Raw genomic sequence first — 20,365 nt, 5'->3', positions numbered from 1 at the left:
CGATGCGTGACTTGATCGAACAGCCGGGCGGCGGCGCCGCGAGCGAAGCGGAGGCGGGGCAGCCCGTCGTCGCCGTGCCGCGCGCACTGCCGTCCGGGATCGAACTGTATAACCGCGATTTCATGACCGAAGCCGTGCGCCTGCCGGATGCGTCGATCGACCTGATCGTCGCCGATCCGCCGTACGGACTCGGCAAGGACTACGGCAACGACTCGGACAAGCGTTCGGGCGACGATTTCCTCGCGTGGACGCGCGAGTGGCTCGAGCTCGCGATTCCGAAACTCAAGCCGAGCGGGTCGATGTACATCTTCTGCACGTGGCAGTACGCGCCGGAAATCTTCAGCTTCCTGAAGACGAAGCTCACGATGGTCAACGAGATCATCTGGGACCGGCGCGTGCCGAGCATGGGCGGCACGACGCGCCGTTTCACGTCGGTGCACGACAACATCGGCTTTTTCGCGGTTTCCAAAGCGTATTACTTCGATCTCGATCCGGTCCGCATCCCGTACGACGCCGACACGAAGAAGGCCCGCTCGCGCAAGCTGTTCGAAGGCAGCAAGTGGCTGGAGATGGGCTACAACCCGAAGGACGTCTGGTCGGTCTCGCGCCTGCATCGGCAGCACGCGGAGCGCGTCGATCATCCGACCCAGAAGCCGCTGGAAATCATCGAGCGGATGGTGCTCGCAAGCTGCCCGCCGGGCGGCCGCGTGCTCGATCCGTTCATGGGCAGCGGCACGACCGCGGTGGCCTGCGCACGGCAGGGGCGCGACTTCGTCGGCTACGAGATCAACGAAAGTTATTGCGCGATCGCGCACGAGCGCGTGAACGCGCTCGCCGCGCAGGCGTGCGCGTGAGTCGCGCCGCCGCAGTGCCGATCGCTGCTTTGCATGGGACCGGAGCAAGCGCTAAAGCGCTCACTCCGGTCGACAAAGGAAAATTGCCATGAATCGTATCCAGCAGACCTTCGCCGCACTCGCCGAACAAGGCCGTAAGGGCCTGATCCCGTTCATCACGGCCGGCGACCCCGATCCCGCGAAGACCGTCGACTTCATGCACGCGCTCGCCGAAGGCGGCGCCGACGTGATCGAGCTCGGCGTGCCGTTCTCGGACCCGATGGCCGACGGCCCGGTGATCCAGCGCTCGTCGGAACGCGCGCTCGCGCGCGGCGTCACGCTGAAGAGCGTGCTCGCCGACGTGAAGCGTTTTCGCGAGACCGACCAGAAAACCCCCGTCGTGCTGATGGGCTATGCGAACCCGATCGAGCGGATGGGGGTCGATACGTTTGCCACCGAAGCGCAGGCGGCCGGCGTCGACGGCGTGCTCGTCGTCGACTATCCGCCTGAAGAAGCGGGCGTGTTCGCCGAGAAAATGCGCGCCGCGCAGATCGATCCGATCTTCCTGCTCGCGCCGACGTCGACCGACGAACGCATCGCCGACGTGGGCAAGATCGCGAGCGGCTACGTGTATTACGTGTCGCTCAAGGGCGTGACCGGCGCCGGAAATCTGGATGTTTCGAGCATTGCGGGTAAAATCCCGGCCATCAAGTCGCGCGTGCCGGTTCCGGTGGGCGTCGGCTTCGGCATTCGCGACGCCGATACGGCGCGCGCGGTGGCCGAAGTGTCGGACGCCGTCGTGATCGGCAGCCGTCTGGTGCAGCTGCTCGAGAGCGCCGCACCGGAGGGCGCTGCCGCCGAGCTGAAGACGTTCATCGCCGAGCTGCGTGCCGCGTTGGACGGTGCCGGCAAGACGGCGCGATAAACACAACACAGGAAGCGGGAACGGGCCGGTTGGCCCGCCCCGCCACGGAACAGGAAACCATACGATGAGCTGGCTCGACAAACTGTTGCCGCCGAAGATCAAGCAGACCGACCCGAAAAGCCGCAAGGGCATTCCGGAAGGCCTGTGGGTCAAGTGCCCGTCCTGCGAGGCCGTGCTGTACCGCAACGACGTGGACGCGAACCTGCACGTGTGCCCGAAGTGCGATCACCACATGCGCATCGGCGCACGCGAACGCCTCGACGGGCTGCTCGATCCGGAAGGCCGCTATGAAATCGGCCAGGAAATCGTGCCGGTCGACACGCTGAAGTTCAAGGACAGCCGCAAGTACCCCGATCGTCTGAAGGAAGCGATGGACGAGACGGGCGAGACCGATGCGATGGTCGTGATGGGCGGGGCGATCCACACGCTGCCCGTCGTCGCGGCCTGCTTCGAGTTCTCGTTCATGGGCGGCTCGATGGGTTCGGTCGTCGGCGAGCGCTTCGCGCGCGGCGCGCAGAACGCGCTGGAGCAGCACGTGCCGTTCATCTGCTTCACGGCATCGGGCGGCGCACGGATGCAGGAAAGCCTGCTGTCGCTGATGCAGATGGCCAAGACCACCGCGATGCTGACCAAGCTGGCCGAAGCCAAGCTGCCGTTCATCTCGGTGCTGACCGACCCGACGATGGGCGGCGTGTCGGCGAGCTTCGCGTTCCTCGGCGACGTCGTGATCGCCGAGCCGAAGGCGCTGATCGGCTTCGCCGGCCCGCGCGTGATCGAGCAGACGGTGCGCGAGAAGCTGCCGGAAGGCTTCCAGCGCGCGGAATTCCTGCTGAAGACGGGCGCGATCGACATGATCGTCGACCGCCGCAAGATGCGCGACGAGATCGCGCAGCTGCTCGCGCTGCTGCAGCGACAGCCGGCCGACGCGCTGGCCTGATTGGCGCGACGTTGTGAACTGCGCGCGTCGCCCGGCTGAACCGCCGGGCGGCGCGTTTCGTTTTTTTGGCGTAGTGGCGGTACTGATTCAGATTTGATCCGATGAGCACTTTTCCCACTCTCGACGCGTGGCTTTCGCATCTCGAACGCGCGCACCCGGTCGGCATCGACATGGGCCTGACCCGCATCGGGCAGGTCAAGGCGGCGCTGCAGCTCGAATTCGCGTGCCCCGTGATCACGGTTGGCGGCACGAACGGCAAAGGCTCGACCTGCGCGTTCCTCGAGGCGATCCTCGTTCATGCCGGCTACAAGATCGGCTGCCACACGTCGCCGCACCTGCTCGAATTCAGTGAGCGTGCACGCGTGAACGGGCAGCAGGTCAGCGACGCCGAGCTGCTGCCGCACTTCGAAGCCGTCGAAGCCGCGCGCACGTCGCTGCCGGAGCCGGTGTCGCTCACGTACTTCGAATTCACGACGCTCGCGATCCTGCATCTGTTCGCGTCGCGCGGCCTCGATGCGGTGATCCTCGAAGTCGGTCTCGGCGGCCGGCTCGACGCGGTCAACATCATCGACACCGATTGCGCGATCGTCACGAGCATCGACATCGACCACACCGAATACCTCGGCGACACGCGCGAGAAGATCGCGTTCGAGAAGGCGGGGATCTTCCGTTCGGGCAAGCCGGCGATCTGCGGCGATCCCGCGGTGCCGCAGACGCTGGTCGATCATGCCGACGCGATCGGCGCCGACTTGTGGCTGGTCGGCCGCGACTTCCGCTACGAGGCGCAGCCGGGCTCGGAACGTCAGCAGTGGAGCTACCTCGGCCGCGACAAGCGCTATCCGGCGCTCGCGTACCCGGCGCTGCGCGGTGCGAACCAGCTGATCAATGCGTCGGCCGCGCTGGCCGCGCTCGAGGCGCTGCGCCCGGTGCTGCCGGTGTCCGCGCAGGACATCCGGCTCGGCCTCGCGAACGTCGAGTTGCCGGGGCGCTTCCAGGTGTTGCCCGGCAAGCCGGCGATCGTGCTGGACGTCGCGCACAACCCGCATGCGGCGGCCGTGCTCGAGCAGAACCTCGGCAACATGGGCTTCTTCCCGTACACGTACGCGGTGTTCGGCGCGATGCACGACAAGGACATCGACGGCGTGCTGCGCCATCTGAAGGGCGAGATCGACCACTGGTGCGTGACCGACCTGCCGCTGCCGCGCGCGGCGAGTGCGGAGCAGCTCGAAGCCGCGCTGCGCAAGGCCGGCGTGGAAGAGGGGGCTGATTCGAGCGTCACGCGTTTCGCGTCGCCCGCAGAAGCGTTTCGCGATGCACTAAAAAGAGCATCCGAGAATGATAGAATCGTGGTTTTCGGCAGTTTCCATACGGTGGCAGGTGTGATGGCCTACCGGAAATCGCAGCAACACTGACTGACGGGCAGTTTCGGACTCAGCCATTCATGGGAATTTTCTCCTTCGGCAAGAAAGACGACGACGCGCCCATCCGGCGCGGCGGTCGTACCGGGGCCTCCCGGAACGTGCGCACGGAGCGCACTGAACGCGTCGAGCGACGCACGCGCCGTACAGAGCGTCCGGAGTCGGATGCTCTGCTTCTCGATCCGACCCTTCCAGAAAAGCAACGCGCACGACGTCGTCTCGTCGGCGCGATCGCGCTCGTGGTCGCCGCCGTGATCGTGCTGCCGATGGTGCTCGATTCGCATCCGAAGCCGGTGACCGACGATATCGCGATTGATATCCCGAACCGGCCCGCGCATCAGGCGGCCGCAGCGGGCGACGACGATGCGTCCGACGTGCAGGCGGGCGTCGCGCACGACGAACCGCCGGCATCCGACGTTGCCGCCGTGGCGGCCGCTCCCGCGCCTGCCGCGAAGGATACGGCCAAGCCGGCTGCGAAGCCCGACGCGACGACCACCACGGCCAGCGTGACGCCGCCGAAGTCTGTCGCGAAGCCGGCCGCCCCCGCGGCGAAACCGGTCGCGCCGAAGCCGGCGCCCGCGGCCGTCGCGAACGCCGACACCGATGCCGCGCCCGACAGCGGCGATGCATCGTCGCCGGCGTCGCCGGCCGGCGCACGCTTCGCGGTGCAGCTCGGTTCGTTCAAGGACGACGCAACGGCCCGCTCGTGGGCGACCAAGTTGAAATCGGCGGGTGTGCCCGCATATGTCGAGCATCGCAAGCAGGCTGACGGCAGCACGGCTACACTGCTGCGTGCCGGCCCGTTCGCGGATCGTGCGGCGGCATCCGCCGCGATCGCGAAGGTGCGCGAAGCCGGACTGACGCAGTAACGTGCGATGCTGACGGCTTTCGACTACGCTGTATTGGCGGTGATCGCGTTGTCTGCGCTGCGTGGCGCGTGGCGCGGCTTCGTCTCCGAGATTTTCGGGCTGATCGGCTGGATCGCGGCGATCGTGATCGCGGGCCGCTACGTCGGACTCGTCGTGCCGTATATTCCGGCGAACTGGCCGGGCGGCGCGCTGACGCAGTGGGTGATCTCGTTCGCGCTGATCGTGATCGGCGTGGTGTTCGTCGCAGGGGTCGCGAACGCGCTGTTGTCGCGCATCGCGCAGGCGACGGGCCTCGGCGGTGTCGACCGCTCGCTGGGCATGATGTTCGGGCTCGTCCGCGGCTGCGTGCTGGTAGTGCTACTGGTCGCGGCGGCCGGGCTGACCGACTTGCCCAAACAGGATTTCTGGCGCAATGCGCTATTGCGTCCTATCGCCGAACAGGGCGTGCACGAGCTGAAGCAGCTCCTGCCCGACGGCATGGCCCAGTACATACGCGTGTGACGACGCGGTCGGGCAGGACGGAACCGATTTTGTCATCTTGAAGGACATGCCATGTGCGGCATCGTAGGTGTTATTTCTCAATCCCCGGTCAATCAGCTGATCTATGACAGCCTGCTGCTTCTGCAGCATCGCGGTCAGGACGCAGCGGGCATCGCGACGGCGGATGGCAGCAATTTCCACATGTACAAGGCGAACGGGATGGTGCGCGACGTGTTCCGCACGCGCAACATGCGCAGCCTGCCCGGCACCTTCGGCATCGGCCAGGTCCGCTACCCGACGGCCGGCTCGGCGTCGAGCGAAGCCGAAGCGCAGCCGTTCTACGTGAACGCGCCGTTCGGGATCATCCTCGCGCACAACGGCAACCTGACGAACTGGGAACAGCTGAAGGACGAGATGTTCCGGATCGATCGCCGGCACATCAACACCAATTCCGACAGCGAAGTGCTGCTCAACGTGTTCGCGCACGAGCTGCAATTGTCGACGACGGGCCTCGAGCTCGATCCGGCAGCGGTGTTCAAGGCCGTGTCCGGCGTGCATAGCCGCCTGCAGGGTTCGTATGCGATCGTGTCGCTGATCGCCGGTTACGGCCTGCTCGCGTTCCGCGATCCGTTCGGCATCCGCCCGCTCTGCCTCGGCAAGCTCGAAACCGAACACGGCACCGAATGGATGGTCGCGTCGGAGTCGGTGGCGGTCGAAGGCATCGGCTTCGAATTCGTGCGCGACGTGCAGCCGGGCGAAGCGATCTTCATCGACAAGGCCGGCAACTTCCACAGCCAGCAGTGCGCGGAGAAGCCGACGCTCAATCCGTGCATGTTCGAATACGTGTATCTCGCACGTCCGGATTCGTGCCTCGACGGCGTGCCGGTCTACAACGTGCGCCTGCGCATGGGCGACTACCTCGCCGAGAAGATCAAGCGCGAGCTGCCGAACGTGCAGATCGACGTCGTGATGCCGATTCCCGATTCGTCGCGCCCCGCTGCGATGCAGGTCGCCGCGAAGCTCGGCGTCGAGTATCGCGAAGGCTTCTTCAAGAACCGCTACGTCGGCCGTACCTTCATCATGCCGGGCCAGGCCGTGCGCAAGAAGTCGGTGCGCCAGAAGCTCAATGCGATGAGCATCGAGTTCAAGGACAAGAACGTGCTGATCGTCGACGACTCGATCGTGCGCGGCACGACCTCGCATGAGATCGTGCAGATGGCGCGCGATGCGGGCGCGAAGTCGGTGATCTTCGCGTCGGCGGCGCCGCCCGTGAAGTTCCCGAACGTGTACGGCATCGACATGCCGACGCGCGGCGAACTGGTCGCACATGGCCGCACCGACGAGGAAGTGGCGAAGATCATCGGCGCCGATCACCTGATCTATCAGGACGTCGACGACCTGCGCCGCGCGGTGCGTGACATCAACCCGAAGCTCGAGCACTTCGAGGCGTCGTGCTTCGACGGCAACTACATCACCGGCGCGGTGACGCCCGAGTACCTCGACGCGATCGAGCGCGCACGCCTTGCACCGGCATCGCAGGCCGATCGCGATGCGGCCAGCGACACCGCGGTGTCGCAGATGAACCTGCAGTTGTCGGTTGAGTAATGCCGGCGCACGCTTCGAATGAAGCGTGATAGGATGGGGCCTTGCGTCGATTTGATTCAGCTTGCGGACGCGGGGCGACTTCCCAAAACAGCTAAAGCGAAGGCCGGCGACAGCCGGCCCGAGTCGATCGCTGTCGTACCGCACCGAAGCCCGCTGATGCCGACGCATAGCGGGCTTTTTGTTTTGGCCTGGTTTTTGGCTGGGTTCGTGCGCCATGCATGACCTTCGGCGCGATCCTCGAATACGGAAAACGGAACATGGACGACTCCCTCAATTTCGACACGCTCGCCGTGCGTGCGGGCACACTGCGTAGCAGCGACTTCAACGAGCATTCGGAAGCGCTGTTCCTCACGTCGAGCTTCTGCTTTGCAAGCGCCGCCGAGGCAGCCGAGCGCTTCGCGAATTCGGAAGACTATTTCACCTATTCACGCTTCACGAACCCGACGGTCACCATGTTCCAGGATCGTCTCGCCGCGCTCGAAGGCGGCGAAGCCTGCATCGCGACGGCGTCAGGCATGGCCGCGATCATGTCGGTCGTGATGTCCACGCTGCAGGCGGGCGATCACCTCGTCAGCTCGCGCAGCCTGTTCGGCTCGACGCTCGGGATGTTCTCGCAGATCTTCAGCAAGTTCGGCATCACGACGACCTTCGTCGACCCGACCGACCTGAACGCATGGCAGGAAGCGGTGCGGCCCGAAACGAAGATGTTCTTCCTCGAAACGCCGTCGAACCCGCTGACCGAACTCGCGGACATCGAGGCGATCGGCAAGATCGCGAAGGCCGCGAACGCGGTGTTCGTCGTCGACAACTGTTTCTGCAGCCCGGTGCTGCAGCAGCCGCTGAAACTCGGCGCAGACGTCGTGATGCACTCGGCGACCAAGTTCCTCGACGGCCAGGGCCGCGTGCTCGGCGGCGCGCTGGTGGGTTCGAAGGAATTCATCATGGGCAAGGTGTTCCCGTTCGTGCGCAGCGCGGGCCCGACGCTGTCGGCGTTCAACGCGTGGGTGCTGCTGAAGGGGATGGAGACGCTGTCGCTGCGCGTCGAGAAGCAGTCGGCGAATGCGCTGGAAATCGCGCGCTGGCTCGATTCGCATCCGGCCGTCGCACGCGTGTTCTATCCGGGACTTGAATCGCATCCGCAGCATGCGCTCGCGAAGCGCCAGCAGAAGGCGGGGGGCGCGATCGTGTCGTTCGAGCTGAAGGGCGACACGCCGGAGCAGCAGCGCGCGAATGCATGGCGCGTGATCGACAACACGAAGCTGATCTCGATTACCGGCAACCTCGGCGACACGCGCACGACGATCACGCACCCGGCCACGACGACGCATGCGCGCATCACGCCGGAAGCGCGTGCGGCCGCCGGCATCAGCGAAGGCCTGATCCGCCTCGCGGTCGGTCTGGAGAACGCCGGCGATCTGCGCAACGATCTCGTGCGCGGTCTCGAAGGCTGAGCGTAGCGGCGGGTTTCCCGGCTGCATGAAAAACGGGTCGCTCGATTGAGCGGCCCGTTTTGCTTTGGCTGGCGACGCGCGCTTTGCCGGGTTCAATCGGCGTGCGCGGCCTGCCCGGACTGCGGCGTGTCGCGCATCGCGTTCACCATCCAGCGGAGGGTTTCGTCGAGCGGCGTGGCGGGCAATTCGCCCACCGCACGCCGCAGCTTGTCGCGCGACCCGCTCAGGCGCTTCACTTCGTTGTGCCGCACGAAACGCGGATCGATCGTCACGTCGATCACGTAACCGGCGATGCGCGACAGCATCGCCAGCACTTCCTTCAGCGAATACGCGCGCTCCGAGCAGACGTTGAACGTCTCGCCGGCCGGCGCCGCTTCGAGCAGCTTCAGATACGCGGCCGTCACGTCGCGCACGTCGGAGAAATCGCGGCTCACGTCGAGATTGCCGAGCGAGATGCGCGGCGCGTTGCGCGCATAGTGCGACACGAGCTTCGGCAGCAGATACGCATCGTCCTGGCCGACGCCGGTGTAGTTGAACGGCCGCGCGATCACGATCGGCAATCGGTCGGCCCATAGCTTCGCCGCGTATTCCATCGCGAGCTTGCTGACCGCGTAGTCGTTCGCGGGCGCGGGTGCGATGCGCTCGTCGAGCACGCCGGCCGTCGAATTGCCGTAGACGTTCGCGCTGCTGGCGAGCAGCACGGCCGACGGACGGCGGTCGAGGCCCGCGAGCGCGGCCAGCAGGTTGCGCGTGCCGACGATGTTGACCGCGTAGGTCTGCGACGGCTCGTCCCGCGCGACGTGCGCGCGGGCGGCGAGATGCACGACCGCATCGGGGCGCGCATCGGCGGCCGCCGCACGCATCGCGTTCGCATCGAGCAGATCGACCGGCAACAACGTGCAGTTCGCGAATGCCGGATCGTCGGGCGGCGTCGCGCCGGGCGTCACGGTGCCCCACACATCGTAGCCGGCCGCTTCGAGGCGCTGCGCCATGTAGCGGCCGGTGAAGCCCGTCAGGCCCGTGACGAACGCACGGCGCGACGGGCGTCCGGCGTCAGTACGTGTCATGGTGGCGATTTCGCGTCAGGTCCGCTTCGACCATCATCTGGCAAAGCTGCTCGAGCGTCGTCTCGGGCGCCCAGCCGAGCTTGGATCTGGCCTTGTCCGCGCAACCGATCAGCAGATCGACTTCGGCGGGGCGGTAGAACTTCGGGTTCACTTCGACGAGCACGTTGCCGTTCGACGCATCGAGGCCGCGCTCCTGCTCGCCCTTGCCGGTCCATTCGATCTGGTAGCCGGCGGTCGCGAACGCCATCCGTACGAAGTCGCGCACGGTTTCCGTGCGGTTGGTCGCGAGCACGTAGGTGTCGGGCTCGTCGACCTGCAGCATCCGCCACATCCCTTCGACGTATTCGAGCGCGAAGCCCCAGTCGCGTTTGGCATCGAGGTTGCCGAGCTCGAGCCTGGTCGCCTTGCCGAGCTTGATCTTCGCGACGGTGTCGGTGATCTTGCGCGTGACGAACTCGCGGCCGCGCAGCGGCGATTCGTGATTGAACAGGATGCCGCTGCAGCCGAACAGGCCGTACGACTCGCGGTAGTTCACGGTCATCCAGTGTGCGTACAGCTTCGCGACGCCGTACGGGCTGCGCGGGTAGAACGCGGTCGCTTCCGTCTGCGGGATCGACTGCACCTTGCCGAACATCTCGGACGTCGACGCCTGGTAGAAGCGCGTCTTCGGGCTCACCACGCGGATTGCCTCGAGCAGGTTGAGCGGGCCAATGCCCGTCACTTCGGCGGTGGTCGCCGGCTGGTCGAACGACACGCCGACGAAACTCTGCGCGGCGAGGTTGTACAACTCGTCGGTCTGCGTGCGTTCGAGCAGCCGCAGGCTGGAGCCCGCATCCGTCAGGTCGTGCTCGACGAGCGTCAGGTTCGGGTGCGTGTCGACGCCGAGTTCGGCGATGCGCCAGAAGTTCACCGAGCTGGTGCGGCGATAGGTGCCCGTGACCTCGTAGCCCTTGTCGAGCAGCAGTCGGGTCAGGTAGGCGCCGTCCTGCCCGGTGATCCCCGTGATGATGGCCTTCTTGCGAGTTTGGCTCATGGCAATGTCCTGGTCGAAACGTTGAATTGAGAAAGTCAGGCGGTCGTGCTGGCGGCGGCCGGCAACGTGCGGCGTGCGGGGCCGCGCGTGAGGCGCCGCTCGAAGCCGTACCAGCTCAGCGTGGCGTACACGAGCGTGATCGCGAGCGCGAGCGCGGCCGTCACGAAGCGGTTCAGGTGCAGCGGCCACAGGGCGTACAGCACGCTCAGGTGAATCAGGTACACGGTGTAGCTGACGGTGCCGACGTAGACGAGCAGCGGGTTCGTCAGCACGCGTTGCACGAGGCCGCGTCCGCGCAGCGCGATCACGACGATCGACGTGCACAGCAGCAGCGAGATGCTGTACAGCGCGGCATTCGACACCGGCGTGTTCGCCGCGCGGAACCGCGGGAAGGACAGGTGCAGCCACGCGAGGATCGCGAGCGACACGAGCGCGCCGACGATCGCGAGCGGGTAGAACGGCTCCAGCGCGCGGCGGTCGCGGCGCAGCACGATCGCGAGCAGCGCGCCGGCGGCGAGCAGATCCATCCGGAACGGCGTCAGGTAGTAGATCGGCCAGAACGAATCGAACCACGGCGTCGCGACCGCGCGCAGCACCGGCGCCGCGACGATCAGCGCGGCGGCGATCCACAGCAGCGCGCGCTCCGAACACCACAGCACGACGAACGGCCAGAAGATGTAGAACTGCTCCTCGACGGCGAGCGACCACAGCACGTTCAGGCTGTCATGGCCGATGCTGCCGAGCGACAGCCCGATATTGGTCGAGAAGAACGCGAACCACGGCCAGTGCGGCAGCCAGCTCGCGCCGAACAGCAGCGTCGACACGACGAGCAGCAGCACGTACGGCGGCAGGATCCGGCGCACCCGGCGTGCGTAGAAGTGGCTGAAGTACGACTGCCCGCGCGCCTTGCGATCGAGCAGGATGCCGGTGATCAGCAGGCCGCTCAGCACGAAGAACAGGTCGACGCCCATCCACAGCGGCGCCTTTAGCGCGTGTTGCAGGAATACGGCGCCAACGGCGATCGCGCGCAGTCCGTCGAGCTGCACGATGCGGCCGTGTTGCGGCGGGGCGAGGTCGGCGGTTTGCGCGCTGCCCGTCATCGCGCCGCTCCTTCGCGACGCGCGGCCGAGGCCGTGGCGCGCCGCGCATTCGATGCGTGAACGTATTGCATGCCTTTTAAATGAAATATTGAGTCGAAAACGATTCTAGGGAAAAGAAATCGGCAAAAAAACGCATGTCATTTATCCGGCTGAAAACGTGCGAATGACGGCGATTTCAATCGCGACGTGAAAGGTTTGCAGGCTGGGCGCCATGCGGGGCGTGCCGGAGCGGCATTTTCTACGGGTCGGCGCGTAAAAAGTGGTCGTTATTTCCGCATCGACGGCCATTTTCCATTTTGTTCCGGTTCGATATTTCAGGCAGAAACATCCCCAAATATTTCCAAATTTCTTGTGATTATTTTTGCTTGTAACCTGCATCGCGACGTTTGAAACCTATTTAGCGACAGGTCATCCAGGCAGGCAGTACGCCGCGGCGCCGGTCGCTTCCGCATCAAGTCTGGAGAGCGCATTGCGACGTCTGATTCTGGTTGGCATGACGGTGTGCGCGGCGCTGACGGCGAGCGCCGCATCGGCCGAAACGGTGTTGCCTGCGACCACCTCGTGGATCGGCAACACGTTCGGCTATGGCGACGGCAGCTGGACGCAGATCGACATCCGTGCGATCGCGGTGACGCCCGACGGCAAGGTGTATACGAATGCGCCGTGGGACGAGAGCGGCGCCGAGGCGAGCGTCTACCAGGACGGGAAGATGCTCGGCTTCGCCGGTGGCACGCACGGCTGGGGCAACCTCGGCGGCAGTGCGATCGCGGTGAACAGCAAGTACGCGTACGTCGCGATCGGCGTTGGCAACGAGCGAGGCCATCTGCAGTCGCCGGGCATCTGGCCGGACAAGGGCAAGCAGTGGTTCGGCATCTCGCGGCGCACGATCGGCGACATGAAGCAGCCGGCGCCGTTTCGCGCCGCGCCGCAGGTCGCACCCGGCGGGCGCGCCGATGCCGGCCGCGCGCGAATGGCCGCGAGCTTCATGATGGTCAACGAGGTGCCGGCCCCGGCCCGGTCGGAAGTGGGCGGGCTGAAAGCGGAGGTGGGTGGCCTCGCGGTGGACGACAAGACGCTGTTCGCGACGAATCCGCCGCATGACGCGGTGGACGTGTACGACGCCGAGACGATGCAGAAGAAGGCCACCTGGAGCGCACACGAGCCGGGCCGCATCGCGCTCGCGGGCGACGGCACGCTGTGGCTGTTGACCGATACGGTCAGCGGACCCGCGCACCTCGTGCACGTGCGTGCCGACGGCCGCAAGCTCGACGACGCACCCGCGCTGCCCGACGGCACCGACGCGGTGGACGTGGCGGTCGACGCGAAAGGGCGCGTGCTGGTCGCGGACAACGGCCCGCGCCAGCAAATCCTGATTTTCTCGAAAGGCGGCAAGGGCTACGCGGCGTCCGGCACGCTCGGCGAGCGCGGCGGCATCTTCGCGGGCCCGGTGCCGGGTCGTCCCGGGCCGCAGCGCTTCAACGGGCTGACGGGCGTGGGCGTCGATCGCGACGGCAACATCTACGTGTCGACCAACGGGATCGGCCCGCGCCACGACACGATCGGCGCGGGGCTCGGCGCGGTACTCGAAAGCTATACGCCGGACGGCAAGCTGCGCTGGCAGGTGCAGGGCTTGCTGTTCGTCGACGGCGCATGGCTCGACCCCGCGCGGCCGAACAGCGTGTACACGGGCAACAAGCGCTTCGAGCTCGACCTGTCGAAGCCGCCCGGCCAGGACTGGAAATACGTCGGCTTCCTGTCGAACCGCTTCAAGTATCCGGACGATCCCGTGTTCCACACGGATCAGTACCCCGGCATGCCGTTCGCGCGGCGCATCGACGGCCGCACGTTCCTGTACCTGACCGACATGTACGCCGATCACCTGAAGATCTACCGCTTCGACGCGAAGCGCGACGGCGAGGTGGCGATTCCGTCGGGCCTGATCGCGGGCCGTGCGCGGCCGGTCGACCAGGTGCCGAACAAGCCGCCGGGCGGCGACTGGATCTGGCGCGACGCGAACGGCAACGGCCGCCTCGACGCGGACGAGTTCGAGATCAACACAACCGGCAAGGCCAAGGCGGGCGGCTGGGGCTGGTGGGTCGATACGAAGGGCGACATCTGGCGCACGAGCGACGTGCGTGGCATTCACCGCTTCCGCTACGGCGGCGTCGACAAGGCAGGCAACCCGATCTACGCATACGACAAGGTCACGACCTATCCGATGCCGCAGCCGTTCACGCAGTTGCGCCGCGCGATCTACGAGCCGCAGACCGACACGCTGTACGTGACGGGCTATACGGCCGATGCGCCGCCGCAACCGGGCATCAACAAGGAAGTCGGCCGCGTGCTGGTGCGCTTCGACAAGTGGTCGACCGGCTCGCCGATCGTGCGCTACACGGTCGCGCTGCCGTGGCAGCTCGACGCGAAGCCGATCCTTGACCTCATCGGGATCACGGTCGAGGGCCGCTACATCTTCACGGTGGAGCCGGTCGGCAAGATCCACGTGTACGACAAGGAAACCGGCAAGGAAGTCGGCGTGATGAGTCCGGGCGCGGAAGTCGGTAAGGCGTCGGGCTGGGTCGACGTGCCGTTCGGCATCAGCGCGTTCCGGCGCGAGAACGGCGAATACCTGGTGTTTGTCGAGGAAGACGCACGCGGCAAGGTGCTCATGTACCGCTGGAAACCGTAACGGGCTCATGGGCTAAAGCATGGACAAAGGCATACTCAAGAACGTTTCGATCAACTTCATCGGGCTGATCCTGCCGACCTTCGTGTCGCTGGTGACGGTGCCCGCCTATATTCACGCGCTCGGCGTCGAACGCTACGGCGTCGTCAGCCTCGTGTGGACGCTGATCGGCTATTTCGGGGTCCTCGATCTCGGGATGAGCATGGCCGCGCAGAACCACATCTCGAAGGCGCTCGCGAGCGGCAATGCCGACGAAAGCGCACGGGTGTTCTGGAGCGCGTTCTGGCTGAACTTGGGCACCGGCATCGCCGGCGGCCTGCTCATCTACTTCGGCGCGTTCGTCTACACCGCGTATTTCACGAAGGTGTCGGCCGCGATGCAGCACGAGGTGTATCTCGCGCTGCCGTGGCTCGCGCTCGCGATTCCGCTCGCGAATGTGTCGTGGGTGTTCGCCGGCGCGATCAACGGCGCCGAACGGTTCGGCGTGTTCAACACGAACCAGACGATCGGCACGTTCCTGTTCCAGCTGCTGCCGCTCGGCGCCGCGTGGTGGATCGCACCGAACCTGCAGACGGTGCTGGCCGCGGCGGTCGTCGCGCGGCTGATTGCGGCGGTGATGCTCGGTCACGCGAGCATCAAGGTGCTCGGGATCCGGCGCATCGATCCGCCGCAGTGGGGCACCGCGAAAGGCCTGTTCAACTTCGGCGGCTGGATGCTGATCGCGAGCACCGCCAGCATGATCGCCGACACGCTCGATCGCGTGATGCTCGGCGCCGGCATGGGCGCGAAGTTCGTCACCTACTACACGGTGCCGCAGAACCTCGTCACGCGGCTGAACATGCTGCCGAACGCGCTGGTGCGCACGCTGTTTCCGCGCCTGTCGGCGGTCGGCCGCGATCACGCCGACACGCTCGCGCGCCAGTCGCTCGAATTCCTGAACGGGGTATTCACGCCGGTCGGCATTGTCGCGATCTTCGCGCTCGCGCCGTTCCTCACGCTGTGGGTCGGCCCCGATCTCGCCGCGCATTCGGCGCCGGTCGGCCGCGTGCTGGTGATCAGCGTGTGGCTCGTCGGTCAGGCGAGCGTCACGCGGATCCTGATCCAGTCGCAGGTCAACCCGGCTCGCGCCGCGTTCGCTGGCCTCGTCGAGATGCCGTTCTTCGTCGGTGGCCTGTGGTTCGGCATTCATCACTTCGGGCTGATCGGGGCGGCGGTCGTCGTCGCCACGCGCGCGCTGGTCGACTACGGCGTGCTGCTGTACCTGTCGGCGATCCGGATGCGCGCGATCGTGCTCGACATGCTCGCGCATCTAGCCTTCTTGCTTGCGAGCCTGTTTCTCGCGCAAGCGTGGTCGGGGCTCGGCGAATCGATCGGCATGTGCGCGGTCGTGCTGGTGCTCAACCTTGCGTGGTCGCTCACGATGACGCCGGGCCTGCGCGCGCTCGTGCGCGACCTGTTCGTCCGTCTCAATGCGAGGAAAACAATATGAATCGCGATCTGGCGGAACACGCCATCCTGAACATCGCCACGGCCGACGGCGCCGTGGCCGAAGCCGGCACGGCCGCCGCGCTGCGCCGCGCCGAATCGGCCGGGCAGGCGGGCGCAAGCCATGCGTCCCGCCCGCTGCGCGTGGCGATCGTCCACGACTGGCTCGTCACGTATGCGGGCGCCGAGCGCGTGCTCGAACAGATCGTCGCGTGCTTTCCCGACGCGGACCTGTTCAGCCTCGTCGATTTTCTCGACGATCGCGCGTTCGTGCGCGGCAAGCGGGTGACGACGTCGTTCATCCAGAAACTGCCGTTCGCGCGCACCAAGTACCGCAGCTACCTGCCGCTGATGCCGCTCGCGATCGAGCAGCTCGACGTGTCCGAGTACGACCTCGTGATCTCGAGCAGCCATGCGGTCGCGAAGGGCGTGCTGACGGGGCCGGACCAGGTGCACATCAGCTACGTGCATTCGCCGATCCGCTATGCGTGGGACCTGCAGCATCAGTATCTGGAGCAGTCGAATCTCACGCACGGGCCGAAGTCGCTGCTCGCGCGGATGATCCTGCACTACATCCGCAACTGGGATACGCGCACGGCGAACGCGGTCGACGGCTTCGTCGCGAATTCCGCGTTCATCGCGCGCCGGATCCACAAGGTGTATCACCGCGACGCGGCCGTGATCTTCCCGCCGGTTGACGTCGACAGCTTCTCGCTGAACGAGACGAAGGACGACTTCTACCTGACCGCGTCGCGGATGGTGCCGTACAAGAAGATCGACCTGATCGTCGACGCGTTCTCGCGCACGCCCGAGCGCAAGCTCGTCGTGATCGGCGACGGCCCGGAGATGCAGAAGATTCGCGCGAAGGCCGGCCCGAACGTCGAAATCATGGGCTATCAGCCGTTCGCGGTGCTGCACGACCGGATGCGGCGCGCGAAGGCTTTCGTGTTCGCGGCCGAGGAGGATTTCGGGATTTCGGTGGTGGAGGCGCAGGCCTGCGGTACGCCCGTGATCGCGTACGGCAAGGGCGGTGCGCTCGAAACCGTGCTGGAGCCGCAGTCGCACGGGAGCCCGACCGGGCTGTTCTTCGACGAGCAGACGCCGCAAGCGATCGTCGCGGCAGTCGACGATTTCGAGCGCGCGCCGCAGCGCTTCACGCCGAATGCATGTCGCGCGAACGCGGAGCGCTTCTCCGCCGATACGTTCCGGCGGCGCTTTCTTGACTACGTGGAGGCGGCGTTGCCCGGCTCGACCGCGCAGCGCGGCACGGCCGCCGCGCCGATGCCGGCCGCGCGCGGCCCGGCGACGCTCGTGCTCGACCAGAGCGGCGTGCTCGGCGGCGCCGAGCTGTCGCTGCTCGAGATCATGAAGCACATGCGCGCGAACGCCGACGTGCTGTTGTTCGACGACGGCCCGTTTCGCGCGGCGCTCGACGAGGTCGGCGCACGCGTCGACGTGCTCGACCAGGGCGCGCTCGCCGGCGTGCGCAAGCAGGGCGGCGTGTCGGCCGGCGCGGTGAAGCGGCTCGTCGGGATGGTGCGCGACGTCGCGCGGCGTGCGCGCCGTGCCGAGGTGATCTACGCGAACACGCAGCGCGCGATGGTGGTCGCCGCGCTGGCCGGGCGGCTCGCGCGCAAGCCGGTGGTCTGGCACCTGCGCGACATCGTCAGCGACGACCATTTCGGCAGCAAGCAGCTGATGGCGATCAAGTACTGCGCGCGGCTGGGCGTCACGCGCGTGATCGCGAACTCCGATGCGTCCGCACAGGCATTCCGCGCGCTGACGGGCTTCACGCCGCAGCATGTCGACGTCGTGTTCAACGGGATTTCCGCCGAACCGTTCGACGCGCTGGACGGCGTCAGCCAGGCCGCGCTGCGCGCGCGCTTCGGGCTGCCCGAGCATGCATGGCTGGTCGGCTCGTTCAGCCGCCTTGCGCGCTGGAAGGGGCAGCATCTGCTGCTCGAGGCCGCCGCGCGGCATCCGGACATGCACGTGGTGCTGGTCGGTGCGCCGCTGTTCGGCGAGGACGAATATGCCGCGCAACTGCACGAGACCGTCGCGCGTCACGGCATGGACGAACGCGTGCATTTCCTCGGTTTCCAGCGCGACGTGGCCGCGTGCATGAAGGCGGTGGACGTGGTCGCGCACACGTCGATCACGCCCGAGCCGTTCGGGCGCGTGATCGTCGAGGGCATGCTCGCGCGCCGGCCGGTGGTGGCGGCCCGCGCGGGCGGAGTTGTCGAGATCATCGAGGACGGCGAAAACGGGTTGCTGTGCGAGCCGGGCGACGCGGGTGCGCTGGCCGATGCGCTCGGCAGGCTGCAGCGCGACGCCGCGTTGCGCGCGCGGCTCGTCGCGAGCGGGCGGGCGACGGCGGTGCGCCGGTTCGGCACCGAGACCTATGTGGAGCGGGTCGAGAAGATTCTCGCGGATACGGCGAAGGCTGCGAAGGCGAAGAAGCAGTAAGCACGCATGCCGGCGCGAGTCGGCGGAAAAACGGGCCCTCATGCGGTGTCGTGCTGCATGGGGGCTTTGTTTTTGCGGGCTGGCGAGCGCTTGGCGGGGTTGTGCTGCGGGTGCGGGGCCGGCCGCCGCCTTGATCCGAGTCGCCTCTCAGGACGCCAGCGGTGTCGCTGTACGGACCCGCAGCAAGAGGATGAGGTCGACGGGTAGCGCAGCCGACAGGCGGCCGCTACGCGCCAGTCAGAGGCCTTGGTACGTGGCGCGCGTCACGACCTGGTGCGGGAACCCATCCTCGTGCCCGCCGCACCCCATGAAAAAGCCCCCGCGCAGCCGAAGCTGCACGGGGGCCGGGGAGCGCCGAGAGGACGCGCTCAGGCGGTCTGCTCGGGCGTCGATGCAACGACCCGGGCCGCGCGCGTCGGCTTCAGGCTGGCCGACCACGCCATCGCCGGCCGTTCGAACAGCCGGTAGAACAGGTACGCGACGGGAATCGCCGCGGCCATGAACGCGAGCGACGGCCAGATCGACAGTTGCAGTTCGGAGTGGAACAGCACCGAGCCGAGGCAGACGAACAGCGGCAGGTGAATCAGGTACAGCGAGTAGCTGAAGTCGCCGAACCGGCCGAGCACGCGCAGCAGCGGCGTCGGACGCGGCGGGCACGCAAGCGCGCGGTACAGGAAGCACGCGAAGCCGGCCGCCCACAGCTGGAACGCGCCGTACTGGCCGAAATGGAACGCGCCGCAGCCCGCGGCGAGCAGCACGGCCGCCGCGCCGTACCACGCGCGCGACGGCACGGCGGGCGCGCCGCGCGCCGGCTGCGCGCGCACGTCGGCGATCCACGCGCCGATCGTCCACGACAGCCAGTACGACGTGAAGAACTGCAGGTCGTGCCGCTCCAGCAGCAGCGCCGACGCAATGTTGACGAGCGCGACGCCCGCGACGATGGCCGGCATCCCGACGCGCCGGCGCAGCGCGAACAGCAGCGGATAGACCACGTAGAACTGCACTTCGAGCGACAGCGTCCACAGCGCGCCGTTCGACCCGTACGTGTAGCCGGCGACGCCCTGCAGCGAGAACAGGTTCACGAGGAACGCGGTGACGCCGATGTCGCGGATCTTGTGGCTGACCGGCGAGATCTGCAGGCTGATCGCGTCGAGCGCGAGCGTGAACAGCAGCGCGGCGAGCAGCACCGGGTAGATGCGCGCGAAACGGCGCGCCCAGAAGTTCGGCGCGTCGAGCCGGTACGCCGGGTTGGCGGCGAACTTCAGCGCCGCGTTGCGGTGGATGCAGTAGCCGCTGATCACGAAGAAGATCGGCACGCCGGCCGAGCCCCACGCAAACGGGAACGTCAGGTAGCCGATGAGCACGCTCGGGTCGAGCGCGTGACCGTAAGCGCGATGGAAGCTCTGCATGCCGACCCAGACGACCTGGCGGCAATGGAAATAGGCGACGAGCAGCGCCGCGAACCCGCGCATCGCGTCGATCACGTGTTCCTTGTGGTCGGCGACGGGCGGCGCAGTCAAAGACGATCCGCTGAAAGCTTGCATGCGATTCGATTCCTTGCGACGGATGAAGGGGATGGTCCAATCGTAATGCGCAAGAATTCGAGCGAATGAATAAAAAAATCGTGACGCGAAATAATGGTATTTCACATAATGGTTTTATTCACGTTCTGAAAGCGGTTTCGAAGCCGCCGCAATTATTTGCCGATTTTTTTCTGATAGTTTGAAGCTCCAGTTGATTGATGCAAGGAGCGGCAAGATGGACATGCATTGGATCGCGAGCGCGGCAGTACTGCTGGTCATGGCCGTGCTGTCGGCGTATCGCGAAGCGCTGAAGAACGAGCCGATTCGCCCGGGTCTCGAACGGGGTAGCGTCCCGTATATCGAAGAATTCGAATCGTAAGCATTTGTATCCGGAAAATCGGTAATTTGTTTCTGCTTCGGCAATGGGTGCGGCAATATCGACCGGATTGGCTGATTATCTCTTTTTCGGAAACATGGGCAATCGGTCCAT

General features: G+C 66.3%; 17 protein-coding genes. 13 read left to right on the top strand and 4 right to left on the bottom strand.

What is annotated here, in order from left to right; translation table 11 throughout:
• Positions 1-2 precede the first annotated feature (2 nt).
• The 8 genes from BX604_RS21220 (at position 3) to BX604_RS21185 (ending at position 8,518) form a co-directional block, all read left to right on the top strand.
• Complete coding sequence (locus BX604_RS21220; protein ID WP_098552514.1) at positions 3-854, top strand: DNA-methyltransferase; 852 nt, start codon at positions 3-5, stop codon at positions 852-854.
• Positions 855-942: 88 nt separating this feature from the next.
• Complete coding sequence (gene trpA / locus BX604_RS21215; protein WP_098552513.1) at positions 943-1,758, top strand: tryptophan synthase subunit alpha; 816 nt, start codon at positions 943-945, stop codon at positions 1,756-1,758.
• A 64-nt stretch (positions 1,759-1,822) separates the two neighbouring features.
• Positions 1,823-2,695, top strand: a complete 873-nt coding sequence (gene accD / locus BX604_RS21210; protein ID WP_006484412.1) for an acetyl-CoA carboxylase, carboxyltransferase subunit beta — start codon at positions 1,823-1,825, stop codon at positions 2,693-2,695.
• Between the two features lie 101 nt (positions 2,696-2,796).
• A complete protein-coding gene (gene folC, locus BX604_RS21205; protein ID WP_098552512.1) occupies positions 2,797-4,107 on the top strand; it encodes a bifunctional tetrahydrofolate synthase/dihydrofolate synthase in 1,311 nt (436 codons plus the stop codon).
• A 29-nt stretch (positions 4,108-4,136) separates the two neighbouring features.
• Positions 4,137-4,982 (top strand): SPOR domain-containing protein, encoded by an 846-nt coding sequence (locus BX604_RS21200; RefSeq protein ID WP_098552511.1) that lies wholly within the window; start codon positions 4,137-4,139, stop codon positions 4,980-4,982.
• Positions 4,983-4,988: 6 nt separating this feature from the next.
• Positions 4,989-5,483: a CvpA family protein gene (locus BX604_RS21195; protein WP_098552510.1), complete on the top strand. Its 495-nt coding sequence runs from the start codon at positions 4,989-4,991 to the stop codon at positions 5,481-5,483.
• 51 nt (positions 5,484-5,534) lie between these two features.
• Positions 5,535-7,067: an amidophosphoribosyltransferase gene (purF, locus tag BX604_RS21190; RefSeq protein WP_098552509.1), complete on the top strand. Its 1,533-nt coding sequence runs from the start codon at positions 5,535-5,537 to the stop codon at positions 7,065-7,067.
• A 257-nt stretch (positions 7,068-7,324) separates the two neighbouring features.
• Entirely contained in the window at positions 7,325-8,518 is a 1,194-nt protein-coding gene (locus BX604_RS21185) for an O-succinylhomoserine sulfhydrylase (RefSeq protein WP_098553005.1), read from the top strand.
• A 92-nt stretch (positions 8,519-8,610) separates the two neighbouring features.
• Here the strand turns inward: BX604_RS21185 and BX604_RS21180 are convergent, their stop codons facing one another.
• Genes BX604_RS21180 through BX604_RS21170 form a run of 3 tightly spaced genes read right to left on the bottom strand, consistent with a single transcriptional unit; the run spans position 8,611 to position 11,718 of the window.
• Positions 8,611-9,585 carry an NAD-dependent epimerase/dehydratase family protein gene (locus BX604_RS21180; protein ID WP_098552508.1) on the bottom strand — a complete coding sequence of 325 codons (975 nt, stop codon included), beginning with the start codon at positions 9,583-9,585 and terminating at the stop codon, positions 8,611-8,613.
• Entirely contained in the window at positions 9,572-10,618 is a 1,047-nt protein-coding gene (gene gmd / locus BX604_RS21175; RefSeq protein WP_098552507.1) for a GDP-mannose 4,6-dehydratase, read from the bottom strand. Before gmd ends, BX604_RS21180 begins: the two co-directional genes overlap by 14 nt.
• A 35-nt stretch (positions 10,619-10,653) precedes the next feature.
• The gene (locus BX604_RS21170; protein WP_098552506.1) at positions 10,654-11,718 is read right to left on the bottom strand and encodes an acyltransferase family protein; all 1,065 of its coding nucleotides are present in this window, start codon (positions 11,716-11,718) and stop codon (positions 10,654-10,656) included.
• A 186-nt stretch (positions 11,719-11,904) separates the two neighbouring features.
• On the opposite strand from BX604_RS21170, the gene BX604_RS39360 reads away from it, so the two are divergent.
• The 4 genes from BX604_RS39360 (at position 11,905) to BX604_RS21155 (ending at position 18,352) form a co-directional block, all read left to right on the top strand.
• A complete protein-coding gene (locus BX604_RS39360; protein WP_218926870.1) occupies positions 11,905-12,108 on the top strand; it encodes a hypothetical protein in 204 nt (67 codons plus the stop codon).
• 103 nt (positions 12,109-12,211) lie between these two features.
• Positions 12,212-14,404: a hypothetical protein gene (locus BX604_RS21165; protein ID WP_179894851.1), complete on the top strand. Its 2,193-nt coding sequence runs from the start codon at positions 12,212-12,214 to the stop codon at positions 14,402-14,404.
• 19 nt (positions 14,405-14,423) lie between these two features.
• Positions 14,424-15,890: a flippase gene (locus BX604_RS21160; protein WP_098552504.1), complete on the top strand. Its 1,467-nt coding sequence runs from the start codon at positions 14,424-14,426 to the stop codon at positions 15,888-15,890.
• A complete protein-coding gene (locus tag BX604_RS21155) occupies positions 15,887-18,352 on the top strand; it encodes a glycosyltransferase family 4 protein (protein WP_179894838.1) in 2,466 nt (821 codons plus the stop codon). The genes BX604_RS21160 and BX604_RS21155 overlap by 4 nt, the downstream gene beginning before the upstream one ends.
• A 368-nt stretch (positions 18,353-18,720) precedes the next feature.
• On the opposite strand, the gene BX604_RS21150 is transcribed toward BX604_RS21155, so the two are convergent.
• Positions 18,721-19,896 (bottom strand): acyltransferase family protein, encoded by a 1,176-nt coding sequence (locus tag BX604_RS21150; RefSeq protein WP_098552502.1) that lies wholly within the window; start codon positions 19,894-19,896, stop codon positions 18,721-18,723.
• Positions 19,897-20,110: 214 nt separating this feature from the next.
• Here BX604_RS21150 and BX604_RS39065 point away from each other — a divergent pair, with 214 nt between their 5' ends.
• Complete coding sequence (locus BX604_RS39065; protein WP_175686281.1) at positions 20,111-20,254, top strand: hypothetical protein; 144 nt, start codon at positions 20,111-20,113, stop codon at positions 20,252-20,254.
• Positions 20,255-20,365: the final 111 nt, after the last annotated feature.

Origin of the sequence: Burkholderia sp. JKS000303, assembly GCF_002563755.1 — a bacterium.
Classification (GTDB): domain Bacteria; phylum Pseudomonadota; class Gammaproteobacteria; order Burkholderiales; family Burkholderiaceae; genus Burkholderia; species Burkholderia anthina_B.
Note: the sequence above shows the minus strand (reverse complement) of the source record. Positions and strands in the feature narration are given on the sequence as shown.